Annotated in this window: 11 protein-coding genes; 10 read left to right on the top strand and 1 reads right to left on the bottom strand. The window is 69.5% G+C overall.

What is annotated here, in order from left to right; all coding sequences use genetic code 11:
• Position 1 precedes the first annotated feature (1 nt).
• Genes BKK79_RS32340 through BKK79_RS32325 form a run of 4 tightly spaced genes read left to right on the top strand, consistent with a single transcriptional unit; the run spans position 2 to position 6,580 of the window.
• Positions 2 to 1,531, top strand: a complete 1,530-nt coding sequence (locus tag BKK79_RS32340; RefSeq protein ID WP_084085463.1) for an efflux transporter outer membrane subunit — start codon at positions 2 to 4, stop codon at positions 1,529 to 1,531.
• Positions 1,532 to 1,555: 24 nt separating this feature from the next.
• Positions 1,556 to 2,623 (top strand): HlyD family secretion protein, encoded by a 1,068-nt coding sequence (locus tag BKK79_RS32335; protein ID WP_071039889.1) that lies wholly within the window; start codon positions 1,556 to 1,558, stop codon positions 2,621 to 2,623.
• Positions 2,623 to 5,376 (top strand): ribosome-associated ATPase/putative transporter RbbA, encoded by a 2,754-nt coding sequence (rbbA, locus tag BKK79_RS32330; protein ID WP_071039888.1) that lies wholly within the window; start codon positions 2,623 to 2,625, stop codon positions 5,374 to 5,376. The genes BKK79_RS32335 and rbbA overlap by 1 nt, the downstream gene beginning before the upstream one ends.
• A 1-nt stretch (position 5,377) precedes the next feature.
• Positions 5,378 to 6,580, top strand: a complete 1,203-nt coding sequence (locus BKK79_RS32325) for an ABC transporter permease (RefSeq protein ID WP_084085461.1) — start codon at positions 5,378 to 5,380, stop codon at positions 6,578 to 6,580.
• A 1,271-nt stretch (positions 6,581 to 7,851) separates the two neighbouring features.
• Here BKK79_RS32325 and BKK79_RS32320 read toward each other — a convergent pair.
• The gene (locus BKK79_RS32320) at positions 7,852 to 8,550 is read right to left on the bottom strand and encodes a TetR/AcrR family transcriptional regulator (RefSeq protein WP_071020512.1); all 699 of its coding nucleotides are present in this window, start codon (positions 8,548 to 8,550) and stop codon (positions 7,852 to 7,854) included.
• Between the two features lie 248 nt (positions 8,551 to 8,798).
• On the opposite strand from BKK79_RS32320, the gene BKK79_RS32315 reads away from it, so the two are divergent.
• The 6 genes from BKK79_RS32315 (at position 8,799) to phaZ (ending at position 18,166) form a co-directional block, all read left to right on the top strand.
• On the top strand, positions 8,799 to 10,526 hold the full coding sequence (locus BKK79_RS32315) for an AMP-binding protein (RefSeq protein WP_071039887.1): 1,728 nt from the start codon (positions 8,799 to 8,801) through the stop codon (positions 10,524 to 10,526).
• A 136-nt stretch (positions 10,527 to 10,662) separates the two neighbouring features.
• Positions 10,663 to 11,844 (top strand): isovaleryl-CoA dehydrogenase, encoded by a 1,182-nt coding sequence (locus tag BKK79_RS32310; RefSeq protein ID WP_071020517.1) that lies wholly within the window; start codon positions 10,663 to 10,665, stop codon positions 11,842 to 11,844.
• A gap of 91 nt (positions 11,845 to 11,935) precedes the next feature.
• On the top strand, positions 11,936 to 13,543 hold the full coding sequence (locus tag BKK79_RS32305) for a carboxyl transferase domain-containing protein (RefSeq protein WP_071020520.1): 1,608 nt from the start codon (positions 11,936 to 11,938) through the stop codon (positions 13,541 to 13,543).
• 26 nt (positions 13,544 to 13,569) lie between these two features.
• Positions 13,570 to 14,358 (top strand): enoyl-CoA hydratase/isomerase family protein, encoded by a 789-nt coding sequence (locus BKK79_RS32300; protein WP_071020523.1) that lies wholly within the window; start codon positions 13,570 to 13,572, stop codon positions 14,356 to 14,358.
• 235 nt (positions 14,359 to 14,593) lie between these two features.
• Positions 14,594 to 16,627 (top strand): acetyl/propionyl/methylcrotonyl-CoA carboxylase subunit alpha, encoded by a 2,034-nt coding sequence (locus BKK79_RS32295; protein ID WP_071039886.1) that lies wholly within the window; start codon positions 14,594 to 14,596, stop codon positions 16,625 to 16,627.
• Between the two features lie 315 nt (positions 16,628 to 16,942).
• Positions 16,943 to 18,166, top strand: a complete 1,224-nt coding sequence (gene phaZ, locus BKK79_RS32290; RefSeq protein WP_071039885.1) for a polyhydroxyalkanoate depolymerase — start codon at positions 16,943 to 16,945, stop codon at positions 18,164 to 18,166.
• Positions 18,167 to 18,210 lie beyond the last annotated feature (44 nt).

Here is an 18,210-nt window from a genome sequence, read left to right as displayed (position 1 = left end):
CATGCCGCGCCACCCTGCTCGATCGCATTCCTCCGCGCACGCGCCGCTGGCGCCGCACTGGCTGCCCGCGGCCCTGCTCGGCTCGCTGCTCGGCCCCCTGCTGGCCGGCTGCATGTCGCTGGCCCCCTCCTACCAGGCACCGCCGCTGCCGGTCGCCGACCGCTACGACGCAGCCGTGGCCGAGACGCAGGGCACCAGCACGACGCCGGCTGCCGAAGTGTCCTGGCAGAGCTACTTCCACGATCCCGCCATGCGCGGCCTGATCGGCACCGCGCTGGCCAACAACCGCGACCTGCGCGTCGCCGTGCTGCGCGTGGAGGAAGCACGCGCCGCCTACGCAATCCGGCGCGCCGACCTCTTTCCCACCGTCGGCCTGCAGGCCGACGGCACGCGCGCCCGGACTCCCGGCGACCTCAACCTGAGCGGCCGGCCGCTCACCGCCAGCCAGTACCAGGTCAGCCTGGGCGCCGCCAGCTGGGAGCTGGATTTCTGGGGCCGCGTGCGCAACCTGAAGGATGCGGCGCTGGAGAACTACCTGGCCACCGACGCCGCGCGCCGCGCCTTCACGCTCAGCCTGGTGGGCGAGGTAGCCGATGCCTACCTGACCCTGCGCGAGTATGACGAGCGGCTGGCCCTGACGCGCCAGACCATCGCCAGCCGCGGCGAGTCCCTGCGCATCTTCCGGCGGCGCTACGAGGTGGGCGCCATCTCCAAGCTCGACCTGACCCAGGTCGAGACCCTGTACGAGCAGGCGCAGGCGCTCGGCGCCCAGCTCGAGCAGACGCGCGCGCAGCAGGCCCATGCGCTGGAGTTGCTGGTGGGCACGCCGCTGGCGCTGCCGCCGGCGAGCGAGCGCCTCGACGACGATGCCGTGCAGCGCGACCTGCCGGCCGGCCTGCCCGCCGAACTGCTGGACAAGCGGCCGGACATCGTCGCCGCCGAACACCAGCTGCGCGCCGCCAACGCCAATATCGGCGCGGCGCGTGCCGCCTTCTTCCCGCAGGTGACCCTGACCGGCGCCTTCGGCACCGCCAGTGCCGAGCTGGATGGCCTGTTCACCGGCCCCAGCCGCGCCTGGAGCTTCGCACCCAGCATCAGCCTGCCGATCTTCGACGCCGGACGCCGGCGCGCCGGGCTGGACCTGGCCGAAGTCCGGCGCGACCAGGCCGTGGCCACCTACGAACGCACCGTGCAGGCGGCCTTCCGCGACGTCTCCGACGCGCTCGCCGCGCGCTACTGGCTGGCGCGCCAGGTGGCAACGCTGGGCGCCACCGTCAAGGCGCAAGGCGAACGCGAGCGCCTGGCGCGCCTGCGCTACGACCACGGCGCCTCGCCCTTCCTCGAAGTGCTCGACGCCCAGCGCGACCTGCTCTCCGCCCAGCAGCAGTTCGTGCAGACAAGGCGCGCGCTGATCTCCAGCCGCGTGGCGCTTTACACCGCGCTGGCCGGTGGCATCGGCACGCTCGATGCCGCCCCGGAGGACGTCGCGAGCACCCTGTCCGCCACGCCACACGCCGACGCCACCCCCTGACAACCAGGCCACCAGATCGAACCCATGCCTCTGCCCGCCCGCAAACTCCTCCCCGCCTTCGTCGTGCTGGCCCTCGCCGGCGCCGCCTACTACGGCTGGAAGCTGATCGGCAACGACGGACCGGGCGACGGATTCGTCAGCGGCAACGGCCGCATCGAAGCCACCGAGATCGACGTCGCCACCAAGCTGGCCGGCCGCGTCACCGCGGTGCTCGTCACCGACGGCGACTTCGTCAAGGCCGGCCAGCCGCTGGCGCGCATGCAGAGCGACACGCTGCAGGCACAGCGTGAGGAAGCCGACGCCCAGCGCCAGCGCGCCATCAACGCCGTGGCCAGTGCCAAGGCCCAGGTAGCCCTGCGCGAAAGCGACCGGCGCGCCGCCGAGGCCGTGGTGGTGCAGCGTGAGAGCGAACTTGATGCGGCACGGCGCCGCTTCGTGCGCTCCGAGACGCTGTCGCGAGAAGGCGCCTCGTCGATGCAGGAACTGGACGACGACCGCGCCCGCGTGCACAGCGCCGAAGCCGCCGTCAACGCCGCCCGCGCGCAGGTGACCGCCGCGGCGGCGGCCATCGATGCCGCGCGCGCCGAGCAGACCGGCACCCAGTCCTCGGTGGCCGCCGCCGAGGCCACCATCGCGCGCATCGACGCCGACATCCGCGACAGCGAACTGCGCGCCCCGCGCGACGGCCGCGTGCAGTACCGCGTCGCCCAGGCCGGCGAAGTGCTGGGCGCCGGCGGCAAGGTGCTGAACATGGTCGACCTGGCCGACGTCTACATGACCTTCTTCCTGCCCGAGCAGGTCGCCGGCCGGGTCGCCATGGGCGACGACGTGCGCATCGTGCTCGACGCCGTGCCGCAGTATGTGATCCCGGCCAAGGTCAGCTTCGTCGCCAGCACGGCTCAGTTCACGCCCAAGACCGTGGAGACCGCCAGCGAACGCCAGAAGCTGATGTTCCGCGTCAAGGCGCAGATCCCGCCCGAGCTGCTGCGCCGCCACCTGGAATACGTCAAGACCGGCGTGCCCGGCATCGCCTGGCTCAAGCTCGACGCCAAGGCGCAGTGGCCGGACAAGCTGCAGGTGCGGGTACCGTGATGGCGAACCGGCCCCCGCCCGCCGTCCAGGTCCGGGGCGTGACGCTGCGCTACGGCAGCACGCTCGCGCTCGATGCCATCACCCAGGACATCCCCGCCGGCTGCATGGTCGGCCTGATCGGCCCCGACGGCGTCGGCAAGTCCAGCCTGCTGGCGCTGGCGGCGGGCTCGCGGGCGGTGCAGGAAGGCACGGTGACGGTCCTCGGTGGCGACATGGCGAGCGCCCGCCACCGCGACGCGGTCTGTCCGCGCATTGCCTATATGCCGCAGGGCCTGGGCAAGAACCTCTACCCGACCCTGTCGGTGGAGGAAAACCTGCAGTTCTTCGGCCGCCTGTTCGGCCACGACCGCGAGGAACGGCGCCGCCGCATCGATACCCTGACGCGCGCCACCGGCATGCACGCCTTCCTCGGCCGCCCGGCCGGCAAGCTGTCCGGCGGCATGAAGCAGAAGCTGGGACTGTGCTGCGCCCTGATCCACGATCCCGACCTGCTGATCCTGGACGAGCCCACCACCGGCGTGGACCCGCTCGCGCGCGCCCAGTTCTGGGACCTGATCAACGGCATCCGCCGCCAGCGCCCGGGCATGAGCGTGATCGTCGCCACCGCCTACATGGACGAGGCGCAGCGCTTCGACTGGCTGGTCGCCATGGACGGCGGCCGCGTGCTGGCCACCGGCACACCGGACGAGCTGCTGGCGCGCACCGGCACCGATGCGCTGGAAGCCGCCTTCATCGCCCTGCTGCCGGAGGCGAAGCGGCGCGGCCACCAGCCCGTGGCGATCACACCGCTGCGCGTGGACGAGCAGGCCAGGATCGCCATCGAAGCGCGCGACCTGACCATGCGCTTCGGCGACTTCACCGCCGTCGACCACGTCAACTTCCGCATCCGCCGCGGCGAGATCTTCGGCTTCCTCGGCTCCAACGGCTGCGGCAAGTCGACCACCATGAAGATGCTGACCGGGCTGCTGCCGGCCAGCGAGGGCACGGCCTGGCTGTTCGGCAAGGCAGTCGATCCGCGCGACCTCGACACGCGCCGGCGCGTCGGCTACATGTCGCAGGCCTTTTCGTTGTATGGCGAGCTGACCGTGCGCCAGAACCTGGTGCTGCACGCCCGCCTGTTCCATGTGCCGGAAGCGGACATCCCGGCGCGCGTCGACGAGATGGTGGCGCGCTTCCACCTGGCGGAGGTGCTCGACACGCTGCCGGACAGCCTGCCGCTGGGGGTACGCCAGCGCCTCTCGCTGGCGGTGGCGATGGTGCACAAGCCCGAACTGCTGATCCTCGACGAGCCGACCTCGGGCGTCGATCCGGTCGCGCGCGACAACTTCTGGCGCCTGCTGATCGCGCTGGCGCGCGAGGATCACGTCACCATCTTCATCTCCACCCACTTCATGAACGAGGCCCAGCGCTGCGACCGCATCTCGCTGATGCACGCCGGCCGCGTGCTGGTCAGCGACACCCCGCATGCGCTGACGCGCCAGCGCGGCGCCGCCACGCTGGAAGAGGCCTTCATCGCCTACCTGGTCGACGCCGGCGCGGGTACGCAGGGCGGCCAACCGGAGGGCGCCGAATCGGAATCCGCCGCCATCCTCGACAGCGGTGGTGGACACGCGCCCACGCCCACGCGCGGCTTCAGCCTGGGCCGCGCCCTCAGCTATATGTGGCGCGAAGCGCTGGAACTGCGCCGCGACCCGGTGCGCGCCACCCTGGCGCTGGCCGGCTCCCTGCTGCTGATGTTCGTCATGGGCTTCGGCATCAGCATGGATGTGGAAGACCTGCACTATGCCGTGCTCGACCGCGACCAGACGGCGCTGAGCGAGAACTACCGCTTGAACCTTGCCGGCTCGCGCTACTTCATCGAGCAGGCCCCGATCACCGACTACGCGCAGATGGACCGGCGCATGCGCAGCGGCGAACTGTCCCTGGCCATCGAGATCCCGCCCGGCTTCGCGCGCGACGCCGCGCGCGGCAAGGCGGTGCAGATCGGCGTGTGGATCGACGGCGCCATGCCCCAGCGCGCCGAGACCGTGCGCGGCTACGTGCAGGGCATGCACCAGGGCTGGCTGGCCGAGCAGGTGCGCCAGCGGCTCGGCACCAGCGCCGGCACGGCGGTCACGGTGGCAACGCGCTTCCGCTACAACCCCGACGTGCGCAGCCTGCCGGCCATGGTCCCGGCGGTGATTCCCTTGCTGCTGCTGATGATGCCGGCCATGCTGACCGCCCTCGCAGTGGTGCGCGAGAAGGAACTGGGCTCGATCATCAACCTCTACGTGACCCCGGTCACACGCCTGGAATTCCTGCTCGGCAAGCAGGCGCCCTACGTGCTGCTGGCCATGCTGAACTTCCTGCTGATGACGCTGCTGGCGGTGACGCTGTTCGACGTGCCGATCAAGGGCAGCTTCCCCACCCTGCTGCTGGCGGCCGCCATCTACTGCGTGATCGCCACCGCCATCGGCCTGCTGGCCTCCACCTTCACCCGCAGCCAGATCGCCGCCCTCTTCTTCACCATGATGGGAACCATGGTGCCCGCGGTGCAGTTCGCCGGCCTGCTGAACCCGGTCGCCTCGCTGGAGGGAGCGGGCTACCTGATCGGGCAGGTCTACCCCGCCACCTATATGCTGACCGTCAGCCGCGGCGTGTTCAGCAAGGCGCTCGACTTCGCCGACCTGCGCAGCGCCTTCTGGCCGCTGCTGCTCGCGGTACCGGTGATCCTGGGCGCCTCGGTGGCGCTGCTGAAGAAGCAGGAGAGCTGAGATGAACGCCAACGACACCGGGGCCGCCGCGCCCGCCCGGCAAGACGCCAGCCCGGCCGCGCCCACCACCCGCACCCGGCCCCGCCACCTGGCCAATATCTACCGGCTGGGGGTCAAGGAGCTGTGGAGCCTGGTGCGCGATCCCATGATGCTGGTCCTGATCGTGTTCGCCTTCACCGTGACGATCTACACCTCGGCCACGGCGATTCCCGAAACCCTGCACATGGCCCCCATCGCCGTCACCGACAACGACGGCTCGCCGCTGTCCTCGCGCATCGTCTCGGCCTTCTACCCGCCGCATTTCTCCACCCCGGCCTTGGTCAGCCCGGCCGAGGCCGACGCCGGCATGGATGCCGGCCGCTACACCTTCGCGCTCGACATCCCGCCCAACCTGCAGCGCGACGTGCTGGCCGGGCGTCCGGCCGAGATCCAGCTCAACATCGACGCCACCCGCATGAGCCAGGCCTTCACCGGCAGCGGCTACGTCCAGCAGATCCTCAACGACGAAATCAACGAATTCGTGCGCCGCTACCGCGCCGCCGCCGACCTGCCGGTCGACCTCGCCGTGCGCATGCGCTTCAACCCCAACCTGACCCAGTCGTGGTTCGGCGCCATGATGGAGATCATCAACAACGTCACCATGCTCTCCATCATCCTGACCGGCGCCGCGCTGATCCGCGAGCGCGAGCACGGCACCATCGAGCACCTGCTGGTGATGCCGGTCACGCCGACCGAGATCATGCTGGCCAAGGTGTGGTCGATGGGCCTGGTGGTGCTGCTGGCGGCGGGCTTCTCGCTCACCTTCGTCGTGCGCGGCGCGCTGCACGTTCCCATCGAGGGTTCGATGTGGCTGTTCCTGGCCGGCGCCGCGCTGCACCTGTTCGCCACCACCTCGATGGGGATCTTCATGGCCACGCTGGCGCGCAGCATGCCTCAGTTCGGCATGCTGCTGGTGCTCGTGCTGCTGCCGCTGCAGATGCTGTCGGGCGGCAGCACGCCGCGCGAGAGCATGCCGGAGTTCGTGCAGGTCATCATGCTGGCGGCGCCGACCACCCACTTCGTCGAGCTTGGGCAGGCCATTCTCTATCGTGGTGCTGGGATGGGCGTGGTCTGGAAGCCGTTTCTTTTCCTGCTGGTGATCGGCAGTGTCTTGTTTGCGTTTTCGCTGGGGCGGTTTCGTAGGGCGTTGAGTCAGATGGCTTGATCTTTTGGGCTTGAGTTGGTTGGTTTTGGGATGGCTTGTCGGTGTGCGTGGCAACGGCTTGCTCTGGTGATTTGGTACCTTGCCGTTTGGGTTCGGGCGGTGTTGGTCTGCGAGACAAAAGCCTGTTTCGACTCCCCTGCGGGGAGCCGAAACAGGCTTTTGTCTCGCCAAAGAAAGTAAGCAAAGAAAGGCGACCCGGGTGCGGCGACCCCCCCTCGCGAATGGGCCCCGGCCGCCGCGCCCGTCCGAACTCGCGGCCTGCGGCCGCTCAGACAGCGGACGGGCTTCATCGGCGGCCGGGGCCCATTCGCGAGGCGCCGCACACGGGAGGGAAAGGCCAACCGTTGGTCTGCGAGCGGGCTCACTTTTGCATAACAGCCAGGTTTGCTAAGCCTTTGTGATCGGCCAGCAGCTGGCCGAACACAGCCCACCCGAAGCGAAGCGAGGCGTGGCGTCTGTTCCCTGCCGTGTGCGGCGCCTCGCGGGCTGGGGCAAAGAGCGGATTAGAGGGCCCCCTGTCTGAGGATCGCCTTAAGGCGATCCGAGTTGGGGCCCGGCCGCTCTTTGCCCCAGCACGCGAGGGGGGGTTGAGCCGCACCCGGCGCGCCTTCTTTGCCTACTTTCTTGGGCAAGACCAAGAAAGTAGGTCGGCTCCCCCGCAGGGGGAGTCGAAACAGGCCGTTGTCACACTGACCGATACCACTCGAATCCACGCGCAAAAGCCTTGCGTCACGAAAGCCAGTCGGCTCCTCGCAGGGGGTCGAAACAGGCCGTTGCCTCGCACACCAACACCGCCCGAAAACAAGCGACAAGGCATCGAGTCACGCGTGCATTGGTGTTCGGCCAGCAAGCTGGCCGAACACCGCCCACCCGAAGCGCAGCGAGGCGTGGCATCTGTTCCCTGCCGTGTGCGGCGCCTCGCGGGCTGAGGCAAAGAGCGGATTAGAGGGCCCCCTGTCTGAGGATCGCCTTAAGGCGATCCGAGTTGGGGCCCGGCCGCTCTTTGCCCCAGCACGCGAGGGGGGGTTGAGCCGCACCCGGCGCGCCTTCTTTGCCTACTTTCTTGGGCAAGACCAAGAAAGTAGGTCGGCTCCCCCGCAGGGGGAGTCGAAACAGGCCGTTGTCACACTGACCGATACCACTCGAATCCACGCGCAAAAGCCTTGCGTCACGAAAGCCAGTCGGCTCCCCGCAGGGGAGTCGAAACAGGCCGTTGCCTCGCAAACCGACAACATCCACCATTACCCAGGCCTCACCAAAGCAAGGCAAACCTACTTCCCCTCCTCCACCCGCCTCAACGCCACCCCCACCTCCCCATAAAACCGCTTCAACGCCGCCACCTCCAGATCAGGCGGCAGCAAAGCCGGCCACAGCAAGGCCACCAGGTGCTGCGCCGTCTTCTCGATGTCGACCGGGCGCCCGCCCACCACCGCATCCCACAGCACGTGCTCCATCGGACCGAGGATGGCCGAGCGCAGCAGGCTGAGCGGCAGGTCGGCGCGGATCTCGCCGGCTTCCCGTGCGCGCGCCAGCAGGTCCATCAGCGGCGCGGTGTAGCGGCGCTGCAGCGGCAGGAAGACCTCGCCCAGGCCCTGTCCCTTGGCGCGCCCTTCGGAGAGCACCAGGGCGCACAGGCCGGTGCCCTGGATCAGGAACAGCCGCAGGTGCGTATGGATGAAGAACTCGAGCTGCGCCCGGGTGCTCTGGCCGCGCGGCATGCCGTTCTCGATGGCGGCGATGATCTCGTCGTACCAGTCCTGGATCACGCGCGCGCACAGTTCGCGCTTGCTGTGGAAGTAAGTGAAGATGGTGCCTTCCGAGATCCCCAGGCGCTGGGCGATCTCGGTCGTGGTGGTGCGCTCGTACCCCAGCTCGGAGAACACCTCGCGGCTGATCCGCAGGATGTCGCGTATGCGTTGTTCCGCCTTGGCGCGCGCCGGTACGCGCCGCCTGGCCAGGGTGTCGTCCATGGAACTATCCTCTTTGCGTGGGCCGGCCGGGATGGCGGCTGCCGCCTCCGCCCGTGCTCCGCAGTTTCTTGAATGTCACTCAATTTGCATTTGCAATTTTGCCAATGCCGGTGTAATTTTACCCCGTTGGCGGCGAAGCGATCGTCGCTCAAAGCAGAAATAAAGCAAAAAAATCAGGCAGTCAGATAGCCGTAACATAGTTGAGACACACTCAACATTCAACGGCAAGCACCCATCTGGAGACGACCATGACCGACACCACCCGCACCGAGACAGCCGTGGGCCTTCCCCTCGACGGAATGTCGCACGTGCGCGGCGATACCCGCATCCCGCTGTCCGAGCAGACCATCCCGGACTTCCTCGCCGCCACCGCGGCGCGCTTCCCGGAGCGGCCGGCAGTGGTGTTCCGCGAACAGGGCGTGCGCTGGACCTGGCGCGAGTTCACCGCCGCGGTCGATGCCATGGCCGCCGGCCTGCTGGCGCTCGGCCTGCGCCGCGGGGATCGCGTCGGCATCTGGTCGCCGAACCGGGTGGAATGGCTGCTGACCCAGTTCGCCACCGCGCGCGCCGGCCTGGTCATGGTCAACATCAATCCGGCCTACCGGCTGGCCGAGCTGGAGTACGCGCTCAACAAGGTCGGCTGCAAGGCCATCATCGCGGCGGAAACCTTCAAGACCTCGCGCTACCTGGAGATGCTGCAGACGCTGGCGCCCGAACTGGCCGCCAGCGCACCCGGCGCGCTGCAGGCGGCGCGCCTGCCGGCGCTGCGCTGGGTGATCCGCATGGGCGAGGCACGCACGCCGGGCATGCTCAATTTCGACGAGATGGTGGCGCGCGGCGCCGCCGTGCCACGTGCCGAACTGGACGCACTGACGGCCTCGCTCGACCGCAACGACCCGATCAATATCCAGTTCACCAGCGGCACCACCGGCGCCCCCAAGGGCGCCACCTTGACGCACCGCAACATCCTCAACAACGCCCGCTACATCGCCATGGCGATGCGCTTTACCGAGCAGGACAAGCTGTGCATCCCGGTGCCGCTCTACCACTGCTTCGGCATGGTGCTGGCAGTGCTGGCCTGCGTGTCCACCGGCGCCTGCATGGTGTTCCCCGGCGAGGCCTTCGACCCGGTCGCCACCATGGCGGCGGTCAGCGAGGAGCGCTGCAGCGCCCTGCACGGCGTGCCGACCATGTTCATCGCCCAGCTCGACCACCCCGACTTCGGCAGCTACGACTTCTCCTCGCTGCGCACCGGCATCATGGCCGGCGCGCCCTGCCCGATCGAGGTGATGAAGCGGGTGATCAAGGACATGCACATGGCCGAGGTGACCATCGCCTACGGCATGACCGAGACCAGCCCGGTGTCCTTCCAGAGCGCCACCGACGACCCGCTCGACAAGCGCGTGGCCACGGTCGGGCGCGTCCATCCGCACCTGGAGTGCAAGGTGGTCGACGTCGACGGCCAGGTGCTGCCGGTCGGCGCCACCGGCGAGCTGTGCACGCGCGGCTATTCGGTGATGCAGGGCTACTGGGAGGATGAGGCGCGCACGGCCGAGGCCATCCGCGACGGCTGGATGCACACCGGCGACCTCGCCACCATCGACGCCGACGGCTACTGCAATATCGTCGGCCGCGTCAAGGACATGCTGATCCGCGGCGGCGAGAACGTCTACCCGCGCGAGATCGAGGAGTTCCTCTTCCGCCACCCCAAGGTGCAGGCCGTGCAGGTGTTCGGCGTGCCCGATCCGAAGTACGGCGAGGAGATCTGCGCCTGGATCGTGCTGCGGCCCGGCCAGAGCGCCACCGAGGACGAGATCCGCGCTTTCTGCCGCGAGCAGATCGCCCACTACAAGATCCCGCGCTACATCCGCTTCGTCGACGAGATGCCGATGACCATCACCGGCAAGGTGCAGAAGTTCGTCATGCGTGAGCGCATGACGGTGGAGCTGAACCTGACCGAACCGAAGACCGCCTGAACCTGCGTCTCGAACCGCGAACCCCGAACCCCGAAGCGTCCGGCCCCGCCCGCGGGACCGGTCGCGCAGGACTGCCAGCAAGCCAGAACGACAAGCCGAACAACGGCGCTCAACCATTGACGAAAGGCACACGACCATGACCGAACTCCCCGGACTGAAATTCGACCTCGGTGAAGACATCGAGATGCTGCGCTCCGCCGTGCGCGACTGGGCCCAGGCCGAGCTGGCGCCGCGCGCCGGCGAGATCGACCGCACCGACCAGTTCCCGATGGACGCCTGGAAGAAGATGGGCGACCTCGGCGTGCTCGGCATCACCGTGGCCGAGGAATACGGCGGCGCCAATATGGGCTATCTCGCCCACATGATCGCCATGGAGGAGATCAGCCGCGCCTCCGCCTCGGTGGGCCTGTCCTACGGCGCCCACTCCAACCTGTGCGTGAACCAGATCCACCGCAACGGCACGCCGGCGCAGAAGGCCCGCTACCTGCCCAAGCTGGTCTCGGGCGAATGGATCGGCGCGCTCGCCATGAGCGAGCCGAACGCCGGCTCGGATGTGGTCAGCATGAAGCTGCGCGCCGACTTCAAGGGCGACCGCTATGTGCTCAACGGCACCAAGATGTGGATCACCAACGGCCCCGACTGCGACGTGCTGGTGGTCTACGCCAAGACCGAGCCCGAGCTGGGCGCGCGCGGCATGACCGCCTTCATCGTCGAGAAGGGCATGAAGGGTTTCTCGGTGGCGCAGAAGCTGGACAAGCTGGGCATGCGCGGCTCGCACACCGGCGAGCTGGTGTTCGAGGACGTCGAAGTGCCGGTGGAAAATATCCTCGGCGCCGAGAACGGCGGCGCCAAGGTGCTGATGAGCGGCCTCGACTACGAGCGCGCCGTGCTGTCGGGCGGCCCGGTCGGCATCATGCAGGCCTGCATGGACGTGATCACCCCTTACATCCACGACCGCAAGCAGTTCGGCCAGAGCATCGGCGAGTTCCAGCTGATCCAGGGCAAGGTGGCCGATATGTACACCACGCTGCAGGCCGCGCGCAGCTACCTGTACACGGTCGGCAAGAACCTCGACGCGCTCGGCAGCGACCACGTGCGCCAGGTGCGCAAGGACTGCGCGGCGGTGATCCTGTACACGGCGGAGAAGGCCACCTGGATGGCCGGCGAGACGGTGCAGATCCTGGGCGGCAATGGCTACATCAACGAATACCCGGCCGGCCGCCTGTGGCGCGACGCCAAGCTGTACGAGATCGGCGCCGGCACCTCGGAGATCCGCCGCATGCTGATCGGCCGCGAACTGTTCGCCGAGACCATGTAAGCCCGCGCCGCGGCGGGCCGCGCTGCCACTGCGCCCGCCGCGCCCGCCCCGGACCCGATCCGCCCTGATCCGCCCCGAACCGCGAGACCCCATGCCCATCCTCGAATCCAAGCTCAATGCCCGCGCCGAGGCCTTCAAGGCCAATGCCGAGGCCATGCAGGCCCTGGTGGCCGACCTCAAGGCCAAGATCGCCAAGCTCGCCGAAGGCGGCGGCGAAGCCGCGCGCGACAAGCACCTGGCGCGCGGCAAGCTGCTGCCGCGCGACCGCGTGCAGCAACTGCTCGATCCGGGCACGCCTTTCCTGGAGCTGTCCCAGCTGGCGGCCTACGACATGTACGACGATGCGGCGCCCGGCGCCGGCATCATCACCGGGATCGGCCGCGTGGCCGGCCAGGAATGCGTGATCGTCTGCAACGACGCCACCGTCAAGGGCGGGACCTACTACCCGATGACGGTGAAGAAGCACGTGCGCGCGCAGGAGATCGCCGAAGAGAACAACCTGCCCTGCATCTACCTGGTGGACTCCGGCGGTGCCAACCTGCCGAACCAGGACGAGGTGTTCCCGGACCGCGACCATTTCGGCCGCATCTTCTACAACCAGGCCAACCTGTCCAAGCGGGGCATTCCGCAGATCGCCGTGGTGATGGGCTCCTGCACCGCGGGCGGCGCCTACGTGCCGGCGATGAGTGACGAGTCCATCATCGTCAAGAACCAGGGCACCATCTTCCTGGGCGGCCCGCCGCTGGTGAAGGCCGCCACCGGCGAGGAAGTCAGCGCCGAGGACCTGGGCGGCGCCGACGTGCACACCCGCCTGTCCGGCGTGGCCGACTACTTCGCGCAGAACGACCTGCACGCGCTGTCGCTGGCGCGCAATATCGTCCAGCACCTGAACCGCCGCAAGCCCGACCAGATCCGCCTGCACGAGCCCAAGCCGCCGCGCTACCCGGTGGAAGAGCTGTACGGCGTGATCCCCACCGACACGCGCAAGCCGTACGACGTGCGCGAGGTGATCGCGCGCATCGTCGACGACTCCGACTTCGACGAGTTCAAGGCCCGCTACGGCACCACGCTGGTGTGCGGTTTCGCCCGCATCTGGGGCTACCCGGTCGGCATCGTCGCCAACAACGGCATCCTGTTCTCCGAATCGGCGCTCAAGGGCGCGCACTTCATCGAACTGTGCTGCCAGCGCAAGATCCCGCTGGTGTTCCTGCAGAACATCACCGGCTTCATGGTGGGCCGCAAGTACGAGAACGAAGGCATCGCGCGCAACGGCGCCAAGATGGTGACCGCGGTCGCCACCGCCCAGGTGCCCAAGTTCACCGTGATCATCGGCGGCTCCTTCGGCGCCGGCAACTACGGCATGTGCGGCCGCGCCTACTCGCCGCGCTTCCTGTGGATGTGGCCCAACGCCCGCATCTCGGTGATGGGCGGCGAGCAGGCCGCCAGCGTTCTGGCCACCGTGCGCCGTGACGGCATCGAGGCCAAGGGCGGCAACTGGAGCGCCGAGCAGGAAGAGGCCTTCAAGCAGCCGATCCGCGACCAGTACGAGCACCAGGGCCACCCCTACTACGCCAGCGCGCGGCTGTGGGACGACGGCGTGATCGACCCGGCGCAGACCCGCACCGTGCTCGGCCTCGGCTTGTCGGCCAGCCTCAACGCACCGATCGAAGACATGAAGTTCGGCGTCTTCCGCATGTGAGTGGCCGACATCTACAGGATCGCCCCATGGAATTCACCACCCTCACCGTCACTACCGCCCGCCACGTCGCCACGGTCACGCTGAACCGCCCGGACGTGCGCAACGCCTTCAACGAGACCGTGATCGCGGAGCTTACCGGCGCCTTCCGCGCGCTGGGCGCGGAGCCCGAGGTGCGCGCCATCGTGCTGGCCGGCAACGGCCCGGCCTTCTGCGCCGGCGCCGACCTGAACTGGATGAAGAAGATGGCCGGTTACTCCAATGAGGAGAACCATGCCGACGCGCTCACGCTGGCCGAGATGCTGTACACCATCTGGTCCTGCCCCAAGCCGGTGATCGCCCGCATCCATGGCGACACCTACGCCGGCGGCGTCGGCCTGGCCGCGGCCTGCGACATCGCCGTGGCCGCCGACCATGCGCACTTCTGCCTGTCGGAGGCGCGCCTGGGCCTGCTGCCCGCCACCATCAGCCCCTATGTGATCCGCGCCATGGGCGAGCAGGCAGCGCGCCGCTACTTCATCACCGCCGAGCGCTTCGATGCCGCCGAGGCGCTGCGCCTGGGCTTCGTCCATGCCGTGGCCGGCGCCGATGCGCTCGACGCCAAGGTCAACGAGATCAGCGCGGCGCTGGTCGCCAACAGCCCGAACGCGGTACGCGAAAGCAAGCGCCTGGTGCGCGAGGTAGCCGGCCGCCCGATCGACGACGACCTGCTGGCCGACACCGCCGAGCGCATCGCCGCCATCCGCGCCTCCGACGAAGGCCGCGAAGGCGTGCGCTCCTTCCTGGAGAAACGCACACCAGCCTGGCGTCCCGCCTGAGCCTGCGCACGACACGAGCTTTGCTCCCTTCTCCCGCTCGCGGGAGAGGGGCCGGGGGAGAGGGCTGGCACTTGCCAGCATGACGGCGTCCAGACCGCGTCCAGACCGCGTCTAACGCGCGGCGGCACGGCGGCCCCCTCCCGACCCCGTAGCCACCCAGACCGGAACGGGAAGTGATGAGAGCGCACCTCGACCAGCGCCGATCCTGCCCCTACACCACACAGGTAGAGACACTATGTTCAACAAGATCCTGATCGCCAACCGAGGAGAAATCGCCTGCCGCGTGGCGGCCACCTGCCGCCGGCTGGGCATCCGCACCGTGGCGGTGTACTCGGACGCCGACGCCGACGCGCGCCACGTGGCCTTCTGCGACGAGGCCGTGCACATCGGCGGCGCCGCCGCGCGCGACAGCTACCTGCGCGCCGACCACATCATCGAGGTGGCGCGCGCCACCGGCGCCCAGGCCATCCACCCCGGCTACGGCTTCCTCTCCGAGAACGAGGGCTTCGCCGAGGCCTGCGCGGCCGCCGGCCTGGTCTTCATCGGCCCGCCGGCCTCGGCCATCCGCGCCATGGGCAGCAAGAGCGCGGCCAAGCAGCTGATGGAGACCGCCGCCGTGCCGCTGGTGCCCGGCTACCACGGCGAGGACCAGGACCCGGCGCTGCTGCGCCGCGAGGCCGACCGCATCGGCTACCCGGTGCTGCTCAAGGCCAGCGCCGGCGGCGGCGGCAAGGGCATGCGCGTGGTCGAGGCGCCCGAGGCCTTCGAGGCCGCGCTGGCCTCGGTCAAGCGCGAGGCGCTGGCCAGCTTCGGCGACGAGCGCGTGCTGGTCGAGAAGTACCTGACGCGCCCGCGCCACATCGAGATCCAGGTCTTCGCCGACAGCCAGGGCCACTGCGTCTACCTGTTCGAGCGCGACTGCTCGGTGCAGCGGCGCCACCAGAAGGTGCTGGAAGAGGCGCCGGCGCCGGGCATGAGCGAGGAACGCCGGCGCGCCATGGGCGAGGCGGCGGTGGCCGCGGCGCGCGCGGTGGGCTACGTGGGCGCCGGCACGGTGGAGTTCATCGCCAACCAGGACGGCAGCTTCTACTTCATGGAGATGAACACGCGGCTGCAGGTCGAGCACCCGGTGACCGAGATGATCACCGGGCAGGACCTGGTCGAGTGGCAGCTGCGCGTGGCCGCGGGCGAGCCGCTGCCGCTGGCGCAGGAGCAGCTGCGCATCGACGGCCACGCGCTGGAGGCGCGCATCTACGCCGAGAACCCGGACAAGCAGTTCCTGCCCTCGACCGGCACGCTGCGCTACCTGCGCACGCCGGCGGCGGTGCAGTTCATGCGCGGCGGCGCGGTCGACGGCAACCCGCACGGCCCGGCCGGCGTGCGCATCGACGCGGGTGTGCGCGAGGGCGACACCATCAGCCCCTACTACGACCCGATGATCGCCAAGCTGATCGTGTGGGGGCGCGACCGCGACGAGGCGCTGGCGCGCATGCGCCAGGCGCTGGCGGCCTACCAGGTGGTGGGGCTGTCGACCAACGTGGCCTTCCTGCAGCGGCTGGTGGCGTGCGAGGCCTTCGCGCAGGCGGACCTGGACACCGGGCTGATCGAACGCAACCGGGCAGTGCTGTTCCCGCCGGCGGCGCCGGTGGGCATGGAGGCCATCGCGCTGGCGGTGGCGGCGCTGCAGGCGCGCGAGGCGACCGAGCGCCGCGTCGACGAGGCCGATCCCCACTCGCCCTGGGTGCGTGCCGGGGCCTGGCGCCTCAATGGCGACAGCCACACGGACTACCTGTTCGGCGCCGCCGACGGCGAACTGCGGGCACGCCTGCAGGCCACCGCGGCCGGGGAATGGCTGCGCTTCGACGGCCGCAGCGAGCCCTTCCGCGCCGTGGCCCACGATGGCAGCTGCACCGTGGTGCTGGGCGGCCGCACGCTGCACGGCCATTACCACCTGGAGGATGACGCCGTCCATGTGTTCCAGGCTGGCCGGCATGTGCGGCTCGACATCGTCGATCCGCTGCGCCACGCCAGTGCCGCCGAGGCCGATGGCGGCAAGCTGGCGGCGCCGATGCCCGGGCGCATCATCGCGGTCATGGTCGAGGCCGGCAAGACCATCCGCAAGGGCGACCCGCTGGTGGTGATGGAAGCGATGAAGATGGAGCACACCCTGACGGCGCCGGCAGACGGCGTGGTCGGCGAAGTGCTGTATGCCGTGGGCGACCAGGTGCAGGACGGCGCCCAGCTGGTGACGCTGGCCCCGGCGGCCTGAGACGCCCCATCTCCCCGCCTTGGCGCGCCTGCCCCGGACGGGGCCGCGCCAGGCGGCGGCGCCCGCCGGGCGCCGCAAAAGCCCGGCGCAGGGCTGCCCTGTCACTCACAAGGCGACACGGATCCGGTGGCCATCCCGGGGAATCCCGCATTGCGGCAGGCGTGGATGGCCGGCCGATTCCATGTAGCAAACTCCGGACAATGGAGAATGGAGGCGGCCACGCGAAGCTTGCCGCGCGGGCACCTGCACGTATAGTGAAGGGAAACGGGCCGCATCCGCTGGCGCCTGCCTCCCGCCCACTGTCCGGAACTCCCCATGCTGTACCAGCTCCTCGAATACCAGCGTTCGCTGCTGACGCCCGTCTCCGACTGGGCCTCCGAGCTGACGCGCGCCTTCGCCGACCCGGACAGCCCGCTGGCGCGCATGCCTGGCGCGCCCTGCGTGGCGGCCGGCTGCGACATGCTGGCGCGCCTGGGGCGCGAGTATGGCAAGCCGGACTTCGCCATTGCTTCGGTGCCTGACGGCGCACGCGAGCTGCCCATCCAGGAACAGGTGATCACCGAGCGGCCCTTCTGCCGCCTGCTGCGCTTCGCGCCGCCACCGGCGGCGGTCGCGGCGACGCGCCCGGCCGTGCTGCTGTGCGCGCCGCTGGCCGGCCATCACGCGGTGCTGCTGCGCGAAGTGGTCTCGACCCTGCTGCCGCTGTGCGACGTCTACGTGACCGACTGGATCGATGCGCGCGAGGTGCCGCTTTCGGCCGGGAGTTTCCATCTCGACGACTACGTGGCCTACCTGCAGGATTTCCTGCGCGCCATCGAGGCGCCGTCCCGCCATCTGCTGGCGGTCTGCCAGGCCACGGTGCCGGCGCTGGCCGCGGTTTCGCTGCTGGCCAGCGCCGGCGAACCTCTGCCGGCCAGCCTGACCCTGGTGGGCGGCCCGATCGACGCGCGCGAGAATCCGACCGCGGTGGACCGGCTGGCGCTGCGCCAGCCGCTCTCCTGGTTCGCGCGCCACCTGATCCACACCGTGCCACCCCGCTACGCAGGCGCGGGGCGCCGGGTCTATCCCAGCTTCCTGCAGCACGCCGGCCTCGTCGCCGCGCACCCGTCCAGGCTGATGGGATCGCACTGGGACTACTACATGGACCTGATGCAGGGCGACCGCGCCGCGGCCGCCCTGCACCTGCGCACCTGCGACGAGTACAACGCGGTGATCGACATGGCCGCGGAGTTCTACCTCGACACGATCCGCATCGTCTTCCAGGAATTCCGCCTGGCGCGCGGCGACTGGAGCGTCGGCGGCCGGCCGGTGCGGCCCCAGGACATCCGCGGCATCGAGCTGCTGACCGTCGAGGGCGAGCTCGACGACATCGCCGGCCCCGGCCAGACACGGGCCGCGGCCGACCTGTGCAGCGGCCTCGCGGCCCGGCACAAGCACCACCTGATGGTGGCCGGCAGCGGCCATTACGAACTCTTCACCGGCCCGCGCTGGCGCGACGAGGTCTTCCCGGCGGTGGCCGCGCTGCTTACCGCCGCTTGACGCGCCGGCCGGCGCTGGCTGACGTGCCTGCCGACACGCCGGCC

The organism is Cupriavidus sp. USMAA2-4, assembly GCF_001854305.1.
In the GTDB taxonomy this organism is placed as follows: domain Bacteria; phylum Pseudomonadota; class Gammaproteobacteria; order Burkholderiales; family Burkholderiaceae; genus Cupriavidus; species Cupriavidus malaysiensis.
Note: the sequence above shows the minus strand (reverse complement) of the source record. Positions and strands in the feature narration are given on the sequence as shown.

Bases quoted from the DNA above. Each gene is read 5' to 3' on its own strand.
- BKK79_RS32305 (WP_071020520.1), top strand. From the start codon at position 11,936: ATGCCCATCCTCGAATCCAAGCTCAATGCCCGCGCCGAGGCCTTCAAG.
- rbbA (WP_071039888.1), top strand. From the start codon at position 2,623: ATGGCGAACCGGCCCCCGCCCGCCGTCCAGGTCCGGGGCGTGACGCTG.
- BKK79_RS32325 (WP_084085461.1), top strand. From the start codon at position 5,378: ATGAACGCCAACGACACCGGGGCCGCCGCGCCCGCCCGGCAAGACGCC.
- BKK79_RS32295 (WP_071039886.1), top strand. From the start codon at position 14,594: ATGTTCAACAAGATCCTGATCGCCAACCGAGGAGAAATCGCCTGCCGC.
- BKK79_RS32335 (WP_071039889.1), top strand. From the start codon at position 1,556: ATGCCTCTGCCCGCCCGCAAACTCCTCCCCGCCTTCGTCGTGCTGGCC.
- BKK79_RS32310 (WP_071020517.1), top strand. From the start codon at position 10,663: ATGACCGAACTCCCCGGACTGAAATTCGACCTCGGTGAAGACATCGAG.
- BKK79_RS32340 (WP_084085463.1), top strand. From the start codon at position 2: ATGCCGCGCCACCCTGCTCGATCGCATTCCTCCGCGCACGCGCCGCTG.
- BKK79_RS32300 (WP_071020523.1), top strand. From the start codon at position 13,570: ATGGAATTCACCACCCTCACCGTCACTACCGCCCGCCACGTCGCCACG.
- phaZ (WP_071039885.1), top strand. From the start codon at position 16,943: ATGCTGTACCAGCTCCTCGAATACCAGCGTTCGCTGCTGACGCCCGTC.
- BKK79_RS32320 (WP_071020512.1), bottom strand. From the start codon at position 8,550: ATGGACGACACCCTGGCCAGGCGGCGCGTACCGGCGCGCGCCAAGGCG.
- BKK79_RS32315 (WP_071039887.1), top strand. From the start codon at position 8,799: ATGACCGACACCACCCGCACCGAGACAGCCGTGGGCCTTCCCCTCGAC.